The 13836-nt window shown below is 64.0% G+C and carries 9 protein-coding genes; 5 read left to right on the forward strand and 4 right to left on the reverse strand.

Annotation, left to right across the window (positions count from 1 at the left end; translation table 11 throughout):
- Positions 1–35: 35 nt before the first annotated feature.
- The 3 genes from KTC28_RS16820 to KTC28_RS16830 form a co-directional block, all read right to left on the reverse strand.
- Positions 36–3209, reverse strand: coding sequence for a TonB-dependent receptor (locus KTC28_RS16820; protein ID WP_216709323.1), 3174 nt, complete (start codon positions 3207–3209; stop codon positions 36–38).
- A gap of 460 nt (positions 3210–3669) precedes the next feature.
- Complete coding sequence (locus KTC28_RS16825) at positions 3670–4746, reverse strand: DUF5694 domain-containing protein (protein ID WP_216709322.1); 1077 nt, start codon at positions 4744–4746, stop codon at positions 3670–3672.
- Between the two features lie 79 nt (positions 4747–4825).
- Positions 4826–6580, reverse strand: coding sequence for a DUF885 domain-containing protein (locus tag KTC28_RS16830; RefSeq protein WP_216709321.1), 1755 nt, complete (start codon positions 6578–6580; stop codon positions 4826–4828).
- A 232-nt stretch (positions 6581–6812) separates the two neighbouring features.
- On the opposite strand from KTC28_RS16830, the gene KTC28_RS16835 reads away from it, so the two are divergent.
- Positions 6813–9410, forward strand: coding sequence for a PAS domain-containing protein (locus KTC28_RS16835; protein WP_304610483.1), 2598 nt, complete (start codon positions 6813–6815; stop codon positions 9408–9410).
- On the opposite strand, the gene KTC28_RS16840 is transcribed toward KTC28_RS16835, so the two are convergent.
- On the reverse strand, positions 9395–10339 hold the full coding sequence (locus KTC28_RS16840; RefSeq protein ID WP_216709319.1) for an alpha/beta hydrolase: 945 nt from the start codon (positions 10337–10339) through the stop codon (positions 9395–9397). The two genes, KTC28_RS16835 and KTC28_RS16840, sit on opposite strands and share 16 nt — an antisense overlap.
- 126 nt (positions 10340–10465) lie before the next feature.
- Between KTC28_RS16840 and KTC28_RS16845 the strand changes: the two genes are divergently transcribed.
- From KTC28_RS16845 to KTC28_RS16860, 4 genes are all read left to right on the forward strand, one after another.
- On the forward strand, positions 10466–11173 hold the full coding sequence (locus KTC28_RS16845) for a metallophosphatase domain-containing protein (protein WP_216709318.1): 708 nt from the start codon (positions 10466–10468) through the stop codon (positions 11171–11173).
- A 274-nt stretch (positions 11174–11447) separates the two neighbouring features.
- Positions 11448–11822, forward strand: coding sequence for a hypothetical protein (locus tag KTC28_RS16850; protein ID WP_216709317.1), 375 nt, complete (start codon positions 11448–11450; stop codon positions 11820–11822).
- Positions 11823–11842: 20 nt separating this feature from the next.
- A complete protein-coding gene (locus KTC28_RS16855; RefSeq protein ID WP_216709316.1) occupies positions 11843–12106 on the forward strand; it encodes a hypothetical protein in 264 nt (87 codons plus the stop codon).
- A gap of 262 nt (positions 12107–12368) precedes the next feature.
- A complete protein-coding gene (locus tag KTC28_RS16860; RefSeq protein ID WP_216709315.1) occupies positions 12369–13661 on the forward strand; it encodes an Hsp70 family protein in 1293 nt (430 codons plus the stop codon).
- The last annotated feature ends 175 nt before the right edge of the window (positions 13662–13836 follow it).

Here is a 13836-nt window from a genome sequence, read left to right on the forward strand (position 1 = left end):
CGGCACCGGGCGTGTCCCGGTACCTGCCCGCGCGCTTAGAAGGTTCCGCGCAGCCCGATCAGAACCTCCCGGCCCGGCTTATACTGGGTGAAGGTGTCGTTGCTGAACTGGAAGTATGACCGCAGCGTCGCGTCGGTGAAATTCGACACGTTGATCGTCAGCTGCGGCGCATGGGCAATCTTGAAGATCTTGTCGAGGTCGAACGACGAGGAGAAGTCGTACGTCGTATAGGCGGACGTGAAGAGAGCGGCGGCGGGAATACCGTTCTGTGCGCCGCCGCTGCTTTGCGAGCCCTGGCGCGAGGTCGTCGACACCCGGAACATGACGCCCTTTTTCTCATAGTAGGCCGTGATGTTATACGTCGACGGCGCAACACCATAAGCGATCGCGGCACCCTTGCTCGTCTGGTCGACGATGGTCGCGTTCGCATTGAAGCCGAAACCGGTGATACCGATCCGCCGGGTCAGAAAGTCGAGCGGCTGGACCCACTGAAACTCGAGGCCGTTGATCGTCAACGTGTCGGGGACGTTGACCTGCGACGTTAACTGCACCTGCGCGACAGTCGGGCCGCCGCGCGCATTGATCGCGATCTGCTGCGTCTGATTGATCGAGTCATAGTTGATGCCGTACTGGGCGAGGCTCGAAAACGGCACCGTCGTGATGTTGGTCGTCGTGAAGCCGTCGATCGACTTGCGGAACGCATTGACGCTGATGACGCCTTCGCGACCGGTGTAATATTCGAACCCGAAGTCGAGGTTGGTCGACAGGTACGGCTTGAGCGCCGGGTTGCCAACGGTGGCCTGATCGGCCGACGGCGCGCTGAAGCCGACGCCGGGAAGCTGCGCCGACGGATCCGGCCGCGTCATCGTCCGCGATGCTGCGGCACGAACCACTGCGTGATCGCCGAGATCATAGGCAAAGGTCGCGGCGGGGAGCCAGTTCGAATAATGGTTCCGGGTCGTCACGATGCCGACGACATTCGGATACCGCGCGCCATCGGCGAGGCTGACCCCCGCCGCGTTCGTGTTGCGCGGATCGGGCAGCGAGACCATGCCGGCTATGGTCTGGATCGTGTCGACATAACGCACTCCGACATCGAACCGCAGCGTGCTGTCGCCGAGCGGCTGGGCGCCGTTGAGCGTGGCGAACGCCGACTTGGCGACCTCCCTGATCGACCCGCCGTTCGCGCCGGTCGTCGACGAGCCGGCGAGCGGCTCGGTCGCATGGAACGTTCCGTATTTCGTCGCGCCGGCAAACGCCGGAAAATTGACGGTCACGAACCCGCCCGGGCCCGGCGACAGATAGCCGGGGAACGCCGCATTGGGGACGAGCGAGCCGCCGTAGGTCACCGGTCCCGTCGCACCTGCGGTCGAGCCAGTGCCGTAGCCGGGATATGTTGGATAGCCAGCCGGGGCCACTCCGGGAGCCGACAGACCTGCGCACGGCGGCTGCGTGTTCGGCGACGGCACGAACGCGCTCGGATTGTTTCCGCAGACCGCATTCTGCCACGCCTGGCTATTGTCGAAGCCGTCGATTCGGCGCGAAACGTCGTCGTACGCCGCGCCGACCTTGAGGTTCAGCGCCGTTCCGCCCCACGTCAGGTCGCCCCGCCCGCCCTTCGTCTCGTTGATCCGGCGCTCGTCGTTCACGCTGACGCGGCTGCCGGTGTACCAGCCGAAATTGGCCGGGCTGTTCAGGTCGAGATTGCTCGTGATTCCGGGGATACCGCTACCATTGTTGGTGTACGTAACGGTGTTGCCCACTCCGAGCGGCGTCGTTGCGCCGACGGTTGGGTTCTCGCGGTGGAAGGTTGAGCGCGAGTAATTTCCCTGCACGTTGAGCTTCAAATTATCGGCGATATCCCATTCGCCGCCGGGGTTGATGTTGAACAGCTTCGTCGTCTCGATATACGGCCGGAATTCGTCGAAGAACTGGGCATTGGCAAAGGTACCGCTGGTTACCGAGCAGCCGACCGAGCAATCGCTCTTGTCGAATTTGAGGTTGAGCGGAATGATCGCGCTGTTGCGGACGATCCAGGCCAAGTCTTCACGGATCAAGTTGTTGTGCTTGTAGCCGTAAAGACCGTCTACATAGAAATGAAGCGTGTCGGTCGGCCGCCATTCAACGCTGAGGATCGCATTGACGCGGTCGCGCGTCCCGCGCTCGTCGGACGGCCGGCCGAGCCGTGGCAGCAACGCGTTATCGATCTGCTGGATCGTCGCGCCGGGATTATGCGCGAGCAGGAACGCCTGATCAATGACCGTGCCGGCGACCAGACCCGCGCCCGCGCCGACCGGCACGGTCGACGGGATCGTCCAGTTGCCGCCGCCCGTCGAATTACATCCCGTCGTCGCCCCGCACTGCGCAGCGGAGAGCGCCGGATTCGTGTAGCCGATCGTCTCGTAACCGCGGGTTTCGGTGTGCAGCCGCTGGCCCGAAACGCCGGCGAGGATGCCGATCGTATCGTTATGCCAGCTCCCGATCACCGATCCACGAACGCCGAGGTGATTGTCGACGCCCTGCTGCGTGCCCTGAATATTATAGTTGAGGAAATTCTTGTCGCGGTCGAACGGACGCGCCGACCGCAAATCGACGTTACCCGCCGCGCCGCCTTCAAGCAGATCGGCAGTATAGCTCTTGTTGACCGTGAGCTTGGTGAACAAATCAGTCGGGAAAAAGCTCAGGTCGACCGAACGGTCGGTGCCCTGCGCATCAGTCGCCCCCGACGACGCGACTGCAATCGGCGTGCCGTTGAGCGTTACGTTGGTGAAATTCGACCCCAGTCCGCGGATGGCGACATTGGTGCCCTCGCCGGTGATGTCGCGCGTGATCGTGATGCCGGGGATACGATTGAACGATTCGGCGATATTGGTGTCGGGAAACTTGCCGATGTCCTCGGCGAAAATCGAGTCGGTAAAGCCGGTCGACGCGCGCTTGGCGCTGGTCGACTGCGCCAGGCTGGAACGATATCCGGTCACGATAATGTCGCCGCTTTCGGGGTCGTTCGCCGTCGAGTCCCCCGCGGGGGTTCCCTGCGTTGCAAGTGTCTGTGGGATCGGCGCCGTCGACGGCCCTTTGTCCTGCCCGTCCGGAACAGACTGTCCCGGCGGTGCCACGGTCTGCGCATTGGCAAGGCTAGAAATCGCGGCCGCCGTCGTCGCGCAGAGCAGCGCGGCGATCCGAACGCGTCGAATTGCATACCCAGTCATAACTGACTCCCCTTGGATTTTGTATTTAGATTTGATTAGGCCGATTGATTCTGTCGGCTTGCACTCGGCGCCGACCAACAAATTCGAGAATCATTCCAACTTATGTTGGAGACTTGCGAGCCTTACGAGGTCGATGTTGCTGCCGGCCTAATCGGGCGCGCATGGCAGCCAGGCTCGGCCCATTGCGGAGCGATGGCCGTACATCAATGGACTGCATCATCCCGCCTCCCCGACCATCCACCGTTTTCGGCATGTTAGCGGTAACATGAGTGAGATGTGGTCACACAGTCAAGTATAATCTGCCAGACCAATTAGCGCGTGCGTGGTAGGGGGCTTTTTCGGTGCGATCGGGGGCGGGGTCGAGTCAGCGCATGGCCGACGGCAAGCGGCAAACGACCTTATCCTCTTGGTTACCCGACCCCGCTGTGGGGTCGGGTAAAGCACAAAGACAGGCGTGGCTTTATTCGAGCACTTTTTCGACATCCACGATGGTCATGTCGTGCATCTGGTTGAGGTAGCTTTCGAGGTAGCCCTTGTGCGAGGCGCCGACGATGACCAGGCCACGGATGCCCGGGGCTTCGGCGAACATGTCACGGATATTCGATGCCATGCGCAGGTTGCGGGTCTCCCAGCCGCCGAGATAATTGCGGCCGAAGCGCGCCGCGGACGGCTCTTCGAGGGTCGCGCCGAAGTCGCTGTCGAATGTCAGTTTTTCTTCACCCGGAGCGTTGTAGGCGCGGTACAGCGCGAGCATCGCGCCCGGCTGGCCCAGCTTGGCGTCGAGCGCCGAACTCATCGCCTTGCGCTTGGCGGTGGCGGGGTTGTCCCACGCCTTCGAGATCGCCGCCTCAAACAGCTTTTCGTCGGCAACGGGTGCGTCGGCGGTGTGGTCGTCCATCGAATACACTCGCTCGAGCCCGAGCCGGGCGGCGAGCGCAGCGGCGATCAACAAGCTCTCGTCGTGTCTCGTACGCAGCTTTTCGAGCCGCGCGACCAACGTGTCGTCGAGGCCCTCCCCGGCATGTCGCTCACCCTCGGGAAGCCGGAGCCACTGGACCAGCGCCGACGCGCCTTCACCGCCGGCGAGGAACATCGCCGCAAGACGGCGGCGATCGGCTGCTTTTGGTGATGCGGGCCACGTCGCCAGCAGGCGGCCCCACGCGGCGGTTGCGGCGGGCACATCGAGCCCGGTGGCTTTGGCGGCGGGCGCCGGATCCCAGCAATAGGTTTGGACGCTGTCCTTGAAGCGATCGGGATAGTGCCGCATGAAATCGCACTGCGCGCCCGACAGCGCTTCGACGGCAATCGCCTGCGGTGCCCAAGCGGCGAGCCTGTCGAGGACCGGCTGCAATTGCCCCGCCTGAAACGCCGCCGGCATGCTCGACAGATGCGGGCTGCCAAGGACGAGCAACTGGTTTTTCGGGCCATGCTGCGGACCCTTGAGCTGACTGGTGTCGAACGGACGATAGGCCTGTGCCATCGCCACCGACGTCCCTGCGACAGCCGCGATCGCTACGAACAATTTCCAAACCCGCATCCGGCAACCTTTTTTTAGACACCTGTACTATTCGGGTAATACAGCTGGTCGGAAAAGGAAAGCCATTGCGGGCCGACGATTATCGTGCCGGTTTCGCCTTCTCCGCCGCGATCCAAGCCAGCATCTCGCTCTCCATCGCGGGCAGCGGCACCGATCCCATGTTGAGCAATGTGTCGTGGAAGCGCCGCTGGTCGAAGCGGTCGCCAAGCTCGGCTTCGGCCTTGCCGCGCAACTCGCGCATCTTCATCTCGCCGAGCTTGTAGGCGAGCGCTTGGCCCGGCCAACTGATGTAGCGATCGACCTCGATCTCGATATCGAGCTTGGCGAGCGCGGTATGGCTGGCGAGATAATCGATCGCCTGTTGCCGGGTCCAGCCATCCTCGTGCAGCCCGGTGTCGATGACCAGACGGCACGCGCGCCACATCTCGAAGGTCTCGCGGCCGAACTCCTCATACGGCGTCCGGTACATGCCGAGCTTGGTCCCGAGCCATTCCGAATATAGGCCCCAACCCTCGCCATAACCCGAGAAATAGGTTTCGCGACGGAAGGCCGGGCGATCGGGGGCCTCGAGCGCCATCGCCGCCTGATGGCTGTGCCCCGGTACGCATTCGTGGAGCGTCAGCGAGACGAGATTATACAGCGGCCGCGACTTGAGATCGTAGGTGTTCATCAGGCAGGCGCTGAGCCCGCCACGGCCCGAGGTGTATACCGGCGCGATCGCATCGGGCACCGGCTGGATGGTAAAGCGGTAACGCGGCAATACGGTAAAGACGTCCTTCAGCCGGCCATCCATCCGCTTGGCGACGAGCGCCGAGAAGCCGAGCAGCTCGTCGGGCGTCCGCGCATAGAATTGCGGGTCGCTGCGCAGGAAGGCGAGGAATTCGGGGAAACTGCCCTTGAAGCCGGTCAGCGCGATCGTCGCCTTCATGTCGGCATCGATCCGGGCGACTTCCTTGAGACCGATCGCGTGGATTGCCTCGGGCGTCAGGTCGAGCGTGGTGTATTCACGAATTTGGCTGCGGTAGAACGCCTTGCCGTCGGGCAGCGCGCTGGCAGCCAGCGTCTGGCGCGTGCCGGGCAGATAGGTGTCGCGGAAAAATCCGAGCAGCTTGCGATACGCCGGAGCCGTCTGCGCATCGATCACCGCGGCGGCTTCCGCGCGGAGCGCCGCCTGCTCGCTCGCCGAAATCGACGCCGGCATCGCATTGAATGGGTCGTTGAGCGGGTTGGCCGGACCGGCCATGGCAAAAGCAGCGATCGTTGCGTCGCGCCCACCGAGCGTGACGCGTGGCGGGGTGAAACCGCGTTGCAGGCCAGCGCGCATGTTCACGATATTCTCGTCGAACCAGCGTGGCACATCCTTGAGCCGGCCGATGTAGCGGCGATACTCGGCGGCGGTTTCGAGCGCCGAATACGGCTTCACATCGCCCCAGAAATAGGAATCGCTGTTGAGCGGGGCCTCGTAGGTCCGGTAGTCGATATTGGCGACCTGCGCGCGGAGCGATTCGGTGAGCACGGCAGCGTTAAGCCGTTGCTCGGGGGACAATTGAGCGGCCGGAATGCGACCGATCTTGTCGAGCACGTCCTGCCAATACGCGCGGCGACGGGTCCAGTCGGCGGCGGTGACCGCGGGGAAATGATCGTCGTCCTTGCTGCGCAGACCCTCGCTGACCTGCGCGAACTCCTTTTGGCGCCACACCCATTCGGCATCGTAGATTGCCTTGAGCTGCTGATCGGCGGGGCTGGCGACGGCGGCCGCAGCCGGTGCGGCACCAGCCAATGGCGGCGACACCACGATGATGCCCAAGGTCAATGCCAAACCGAGAAGCTTCATGTCGCCCACCCCTTGCGCGGCATCTTGCGCACGCGCGCGCCGCAGCCATGGCTGTCATATCCGCGGCAATGCGAAATAACCAATCGAGCGAACGATACGGGCCAGGAACGTATTTTTTGAACCGGCCGCCGATTTCGGGGAGCGGCCACGCGTCGATACGCCGGCTGGCCGCGTTCAAGGTTTGCGACGACGCCGCGTGCATTTAAGGGACGGCAACCGAGTGGAGCAGCGCGTGCCTGATCAGATTCCGTCCGAGAATAGTCTCAGGGACGAACAGCGGATCTCGACCGAGATCGCCGGTATCGACCGGCATACCGATCCTTTCGTCGCGGCGGTCCACGCAACGCGGATGCCGATGATCATCACGAATCCGCGCCTGCCCGACAATCCGGTCGTGTTTGCGAACGACTCGTTCTGTCGCCTGACCGGCTATCCCCGGGACGAAATTATCGGGCGTAACTGCCGCTTCCTCCAAGGGCCGGAGACCGATCCGGCGACGACACAGGCGATCCGCGATGCCGTCCGCCGGGTCGATGCGCTCGAGATCGATATCCGCAATCACCGCAAGGACGGGGAGCCGTTCTGGAACCGGCTGCTGATGGCACCGGTCTACGATGCCGATCACCAACTCGCCTATTTTTTCGCGAGCCAGGTCGATGTCACGCTTGAGCGCGAGCGGCTCGCCGGCCTCGAGAGCGATAACGCCGCGCTGATGGCCGAACTGACGACGCGGTTCCGCACACAGCAGGAGCACGAGCGCGAACTCGATTTCGCCCTCAAGGCGGGCCGGTTCGGGACGTGGAGTCTCGATCTGCATACGCAGACGCTGACCAGTTCCGACCAGTGCAAGGCGCTGTTTGGACTCCCGCCGGAAGCGCCGTTCACCCTGGAAGAGCGTAGCGCTGCAGTGATCGCGGAAGACAGGGGGAAGGCGGAAGATGCGCTCGCCCGCGCCATTGCGGACGGGGCAGATTACGAGGTCGAATACCGCATCGCGTTGCCCGATGGCAGCTTGCGCTGGCTCGCGACACGGGGACAGGCCTTTTTCGATGCGCAAGGACAGCCACAGCGGCTCGCGGGCGTGTCGCTCGACATAACGCACGTCAAGCGGGCCGAGCGTCGCCGCCTGGCTCTTTCGGAGCTGAGCGACACGTTGCGCGATCTCGATGACGCGACCAACATTTCCTATGTCGCAGCCGAGGTGCTCGGACGGACGATGGAGGTCAGCCGGGCTGGCTATGGCACGGTTTACCGCGAATCCGAGACGATCGTCATTGCGCGCGACTGGACCGGACCCGGCCTCGCCAGCCTCGCTGGGACACTGTCGTTTCGTGACTATGGCTCGTACATCGACGACCTCAAGCATGGCGACACCGTCATCGTCGAGGATGCCCGGATAGATCCGCGGACAATCGGCTCCGCGTCGTCGCTCGAGGGCATTTCGGCGCGGGCTTTCATCAACATGCCGGTCTCCGATCAGGGCGAGATGGCGGCGTTGCTGTTCGTTACCGACACCAAGCCGCGGAGCTGGCAGCCGGAAGATTTCGAATTCATGCGCGAGGTTGCCGAGCGCACCCATGCCGCGCGGGAGCGGCGCCGCGCCGAACGCGAGCTGGCCGATCTTGCGGCGTCGCTGGAGCAGCAGGTCGCGCATCGCACCGCCGAATTGATGACCGCCGAGGAAGCGTTGCGGCAGTCGCAAAAAATGGAAGCTGTCGGGCAGCTCACCGGCGGTCTCGCGCACGACTTCAACAATTTGCTGACGGTGATCCGCGGATCGGTCGACCTCCTGCGGCGAACCGATGTCTCGCAGGAGCGCCGTACCCGCTATATCGACGCGATTGCCGACACGGCCGAGCGCGCTTCCAAGCTCACCAGTCAATTGCTTGCCTTCGCCCGGCGGCAAGCGCTCAAGCCCGAAGCGTTCGATGCCTGCGACAGCCTTCGCGTGATCCAGCCAATGATCCGGACGCTGGTCGGATCACGCATCGCGATCACGCTCGACATTCCGGATCACGCCTGCGTCGTCGATGCCGATCGGAGCCAGTTCGACACGGCGCTCGTCAATATGGCAGTCAACGCCCGCGACGCGATGGGCGGCGAAGGAGCGTTGACGATGACGGTCGGGCTCGCAGACGGAAAGCCCGCCGTTCGAGCGCACCCGGCCGCAGCGGGCCGCTTCGTCACGGTCGCGGTTCGGGACACTGGCACCGGTATCGCGCGCGACCAGATCGACAAGATCTTTGAACCCTTTTTCACCACCAAGGGTGTCGGCGAAGGGACCGGCCTCGGGCTCAGCCAGGTGTTCGGGTTCACCAAGCAATCGGGCGGCGATGTCCTCGTCGAAAGCGATTTGGGCGCCGGTGCGATCTTCACGATGTATCTGCCTGCATCCGCGAGCGACGCCCATACCCCGGTCGTTGCAACCAACACCGGGCTGCCGCTGGCTCGTGGCGCGTGCATCCTTGTCGTCGAGGATAATCCCGAAGTTGGCACCTTCGCCACCGAAGCCTTGAGCGAGATGGGCTATACGGCGGTCCTCGCGCCCGACGGGATGACGGCGCTCGACCGGCTGCGCGAAGACCGGGCACGGTTCGACGTGGTGTTCTCGGACGTGGTCATGCCGGGCATGAGCGGCATCGAGCTGGGCCAAGAAATCCGCCGCCTCTACCCCGATTTGTCCGTGATCCTGACCAGCGGCTACAGCACCGTGCTGGCGCAGGACGGGGCGCACGGTTTCGAGCTGTTGCACAAGCCATATTCAATCGACGAGCTGGCGAAGGTGTTGCGCAAGGTCACCGCCGGCGGCACGGGTCAGCTGGCCGGCTGATCGCGCCAGATCCAGCGGAGCACGTCGCCAAGGATCGCACCGCCGTCGGCATCCGAATGCGCGCCTTCGGTCCAGGCATGATCCACGTCGTAGCGCGCGCCCTTGTCGCCCTCCGCATCGGCGTGCGTATTCGCCCAGTCGAACGCCTTGAGCATCTGCTGGTTGGCGAGGAACCAGTTGCCGTGCTCGTTATCGAGGTCGCTGCGTCCGTCCTGCAGAAAAACGCGCAAGGGGCGGATCGGGCTTTTGCGGATTAGGCCCGGATAGGTGTCGCCGCCATAGACCAGCGGCGACCCATCCGCCCCGAGCTTAAGGCCGATCGAGGTGTAGCTGCCGATGAAGCTGATGACGTTGCCGAACGCCTCCGGATGCCGCCACGCCACCGTCCACGACGCGATTGCGCCGCTTGAGGTGCCGCCGATCGCTCGCCGCTTTGGATCCGCAGCAAACCGCCATTTCCGCGCCACCGCCGGCAGCAACTCCTCCAGCGTCATGCGCGAATAGGAGTCGGACAGTGCGTCATATTCTTCGACCCGATGATCCGGGTTTTGCGTGCCGAGGGTGTCGGGATAGTGCGCCGACACATTGCCCGGCGTCACGAATATGCCGATCGTCGACGGAATAGCCTGCTGCTCGATCAGCTTGTCGAGCAGTGCCGGGACTGCGAGTGGCCCGCCCGGATTGATCGCGCGCTGCCCGTCTTGAAACACCAGCAAGTTGGGCGGCCGCGACGCGTCGTAGCCTGCCGGAACATACACCCAGTAACGCCGCACGGTGCCGGGATAGACCCGCGACTGGAGTTCGAGCGGACCCTCGAGCCGCCCCTTGAGCGCCGCGGGCGCGCTTTGAACTGCGGACTCCGGCGGAGCGATGGGTTCCGCAGCACCAGCCCCCGTCGCAAGCAGCAGCGCCAAGATCAATGCCCGCATCATCGTTTCTCCCCGTCCGCGCACGGTCTAGTACGGCCCTGCCCGTCACGCTGCCAACCGATCCAGATTCGACCGGAACCGCGGCGTGATATTATGCAACGCCCGCCCGCGCTGGTAAGCAGTCACATGGATACGCGCGTTACGGTCATCAGCGATACGCATTGCCGGCACGACGAGATCGACCTGCCCGCTGGCGACTTGCTGATCCACTGCGGTGACATGTTCAATCTGTCGAGCAAGGCACCGCAACAACTTGCGGCAATGGATGAGTGGTTCGGGCGGCAAAAGTTCGCGCGGATCCTGTGCACGGGCGGCAATCACGACCGTCTGCTCCAAGCCGAGCTGCAGCGACGACCGCAGCCGTTTCGCAATGCTCATGTCCTGAAAGACGAAGTCGTCGAGTTTCGCGGACTCAAGATCTTCGGTGCGCCGTGGGTGCCCGAGCTCCGAACGCATGCCTTCTTCAAGGATCGAGCGGGCCTCACCGCGGCGTGGGCACAGGTTCCGGCCGATATCGACATCCTGATCACGCATACGCCGCCGCAGGGCATTCTCGACACGTCGAGCAGGGGCCGGTCGTGCGGGTGCCCATCACTCGCCGACGAACTGAAGCGCATTGCGCCACGCGTTCACTGCTTCGGGCATGTTCATGCGGCGGCAGGCCGTCGACAGGTCGGCAAGACGCTGTACCTCAACGCCGCATCGCTCGACGGCGACACCGGCACGATGCGCGCGCCGGTGATGTTCACCCTGTCGGCGACCGGTGAGCGTCAGCCATCCGCATCGTGGGGAGCGCGGATCGCGCAACGCTTGCTGGGCACTGCCCGGCGCTAGCACGGTTCCGTAACACCGTTCGGATATCCAAGCCGACACGAAGCGACCGGCTTCGCTCGATCGATGCCTCTTCCGGATCAACGGCTTCGGATTCATTTCGCGCTGGGCGTCGCGCATGAACCTGCGGCATCTGCAGCGGCGCCCGCCCCGGCTTATCGCACAGAGGTCGTCGCCGGCGCCAAGCGCCTCGGCCTGCCGCCGGGTCGGATTCATGAGATCCTTGATACCCCACAGCCAATCGCCCGTTGCATGAACCTACGTTTCGCCCGAGCGCATGGCCGAGCATGCAAATGCCTTCAAAATCGGTGGGTCGCACCTGATGACAGAGGGCAACCTCAATAAATACGGGCTGGGTCAGCGCGACGACACCACGTTTTTTTCAACCACTTCCGATACCGACGCGATGCTGGCCGAAGCAGGCGGCGATCCACGTGAATTCGAAACATTACTGGGACTTCCTGCCAGGCAGCTCGATAACGATCGCCTCGTGCGCGTGGACTTTACGCCGGAAGCGATGAACGATCTTAACATGCGCATGCCGAGCGGGGCTGAGGCTGGCGCGAACGACCAATGGCTTCCCGACGGCTTTCTACCTTCAGGGCAAAACGAAGCGGTCATCGATGGCGATCGCGCGTTGCCGTCGAATTAAACCACCGGGATCATCGGGCCATGACACGCTTCGTCGACACGAAGGTTTGCCGATCGGGCAGATATAGCCTGGGACGGGACGGGACCGGGTCCTATTACCTGTCGATACCGCTCGCCAATCCGAGGATCGATTACGAAGAATACTACCGCCTCGACTCGGACGAATTCGCTCGCTTCTTTGAGCTCGATCGGCTGGCGGAAGCATTCGCGGAAGAATGCCGCCAGCGGCGGCACGACGACCGCTTGATTCTCCCGCCCGGATCGGACCGGGGCACCGCGCAGTAGAGAGGGCGGGAAATCAACGCTCGCGAGACCGACGCGAGCGGTCATCTCCCGAAAACTATCTATCCAGGTCTCACGCTGGGTTGATGTGCGCACGGGAAATGGAGCCGATTGACCTGGCGTTTTGCAATGCCGCGGATGAAATGCTGCGGGATATAAAGCCGCCAGGGTAACGCCGTCGGCGACCACAAGGGCCAGGTCTGCGCGCCGCTCCAGTAACGCCGGCTTTGCGTAACGCGCGCGGCCTGTGTAGCGGAGGGCGTCAATGTCCAGCCCGGCCCCTAATGTTCTCGGACTCGACTTCGGCACCACCAATTCCGTGGCGGCAATCGCGCGCGACGGACACTCGAGCCTCGTCGAACTCGAATCACCCGCAGGCACTGCGGCGGTGTTTCGGTCGGCGCTGTGCTTCTGGGAAGACGACACGGTCCGCGGCGGGATCGCGAGCGCGGGCGGTCCATGGGCAATCGCCGAATATCTCGAATTTCCAGGAGCGAGCCGCTTCATCCAGTCTTTCAAGTCGGTTGCCGCGAGCGCGACCTTCGAGCGCGCGACGATCTTCGAGCGGCAGTTCAAGTTCGAAGACCTGGGGCGGCTGTTCCTCGACAAGATGGCCGCGCGCGCCGGCGGAGCCTTTTCCGGGCCGGCGCGCGTCGTCGTCGGGCGTCCCGTCGTCTATGCCGGACATGCGCCCGACGAAGCGATCGCGCGTCGGCGCTACGACGCGATGTTCGCCGGCATCGGCGCGACTTTGCACTATGTCTATGAGCCGCTCGGCGCTGCGTTCAGCTACGCGTCGCGGGTCAGCGAACCGGCAACGGTTCTTGTTGCCGATTTCGGCGGCGGGACGAGCGACTTTTCGGTGGTGCGGATCGAGGCACCCGGGGCGACGCGGCGCTGTGTCCCTCTCGGTCACGCCGGGGTCGGCATCGCCGGCGACCGATTCGATGCGCGGATCGTCGAACAGCTGGTCATGCCGCTGCTCGGCAAAGGCGGCTTCTATCGATCGTTCGGCAAGATTCTCGAAATCCCCGGCGGTTATTTCGCCGACTTCGCGGACTGGTCGCGACTGGCACTGATGCGCAACCGCCGGACGCTTGCCGAGCTCGAATCGCTCCGCCGGTCAGCACTCGACCCCGACGCGATCGGCCGCGTGATCGCGGTCATCGAGCAGGAACTCGGCTTCCGCCTTCACGAGGCGGTGGGGCAGGTCAAACGCGACCTGTCGGCGGCAGACACGGCCTGTTTTCGCTTCAGCGGCGCGGGCCTGACGATCGAGGCGGACGTGACCCGCGCGGCGTTCGAAGGCTGGATCGCCGCGGATATCGAGCGGATCGAGGCGGCGGTCGACCGGGCGCTGGCGATGGCAACGACCACCCCCGGCGCGATCGACCATGTCTTTCTCACCGGCGGCACCTCGCTGACACCGCGCATCGTCCGGATGTTCGAGGAGCGCTTCGGGGCCGAGCGTCTGGCGAAGGGGAATGAGCTGACGTCGATCGCGCACGGTCTCGCCTTGATCGGCGAGCAGGCCGAATTGGCGGCGTGGACGGCGTGAATGCCCGTGATCGTATCGACGTCCCGTTCAGGGGGCGCCGACAGGCGGCTTCACGCCAGCCGCGGACGCGATCTGCAGCGCCAGCACGCGCTTGAGGATTGCCGGTCGGGTTGCGCCGGAGGATGTCGATGACTTCGAGCTGTTCCGCCGACGGGGCGAAGGTCACTGCCCGCGC

It is taken from the genome of Polymorphobacter megasporae (assembly GCF_018982885.2).
In the GTDB taxonomy this organism is placed as follows: Bacteria; Pseudomonadota; Alphaproteobacteria; order Sphingomonadales; family Sphingomonadaceae; genus Polymorphobacter_B; species Polymorphobacter_B megasporae.